Source organism: Mixta theicola (assembly GCF_002895925.1).
Lineage (GTDB): Bacteria > Pseudomonadota > Gammaproteobacteria > Enterobacterales > Enterobacteriaceae > Mixta > Mixta theicola.
Map to the genome: position 1 here is coordinate 1 of NZ_NWUO01000057.1, position 581 is coordinate 581.

Genomic DNA, 581 nt, shown 5'->3' on the forward strand with positions numbered 1-581 from the left:
CCGGTTATTGCGGTTCATATCACCTTACCGGCGCTTATCGCAGATTAGCACGCCCTTCATCGCCTCTGACTGCCAGGGCATCCACCGTGTACGCTTATTCGCTTAACCTCACAACCCGCAAGCGTCTTGCGACACTCGTGAGTGCGAGAATTGAGAGAATCGTGAACAACTGATACAGTTGTTCCGTTTTCAATTTTCAGCTTGTTTCCGGATTGTTAAAGAGCAATATCTTAAAGCCGACTCGTAAGTCAGTTTTAAGATAATTTTGGCAGGTGACTTTCACTCACAGACCAGCAAGTGGCGTCCCCTAGGGGATTCGAACCCCTGTTACCGCCGTGAAAGGGCGGTGTCCTGGGCCTCTAGACGAAGGGGACACTGAGTCTGCTTCGCAAGACGCCTTGCTCGTTACTTCTATCAGACAATCTGTGTGAGCACTTCACGGGCGGGATTCAGCAGGTAAGGAGGTGATCCAACCGCAGGTTCCCCTACGGTTACCTTGTTACGACTTCACCCCAGTCATGAATCACAAAGTGGTAAGCGCCCTCCCGAAGGTTAAGCTACCTACTTCTTTTGCAACCCAC

At 50.9% G+C, this 581-nt stretch carries 1 tRNA gene and 2 rRNA genes; all 3 read right to left on the reverse strand.

Features of this window, described 5'->3' with window-relative positions:
• Nucleotides 1–108, reverse strand: a 23S ribosomal RNA gene (locus COO59_RS20595); the annotation flags it as partial.
• A gap of 190 nt (nucleotides 109–298) precedes the next feature.
• Nucleotides 299–374, reverse strand: a tRNA-Glu gene (locus tag COO59_RS20600).
• Nucleotides 375–457: 83 nt separating this feature from the next.
• Nucleotides 458–581 (reverse strand): 16S ribosomal RNA (locus COO59_RS20605); the annotation flags it as partial.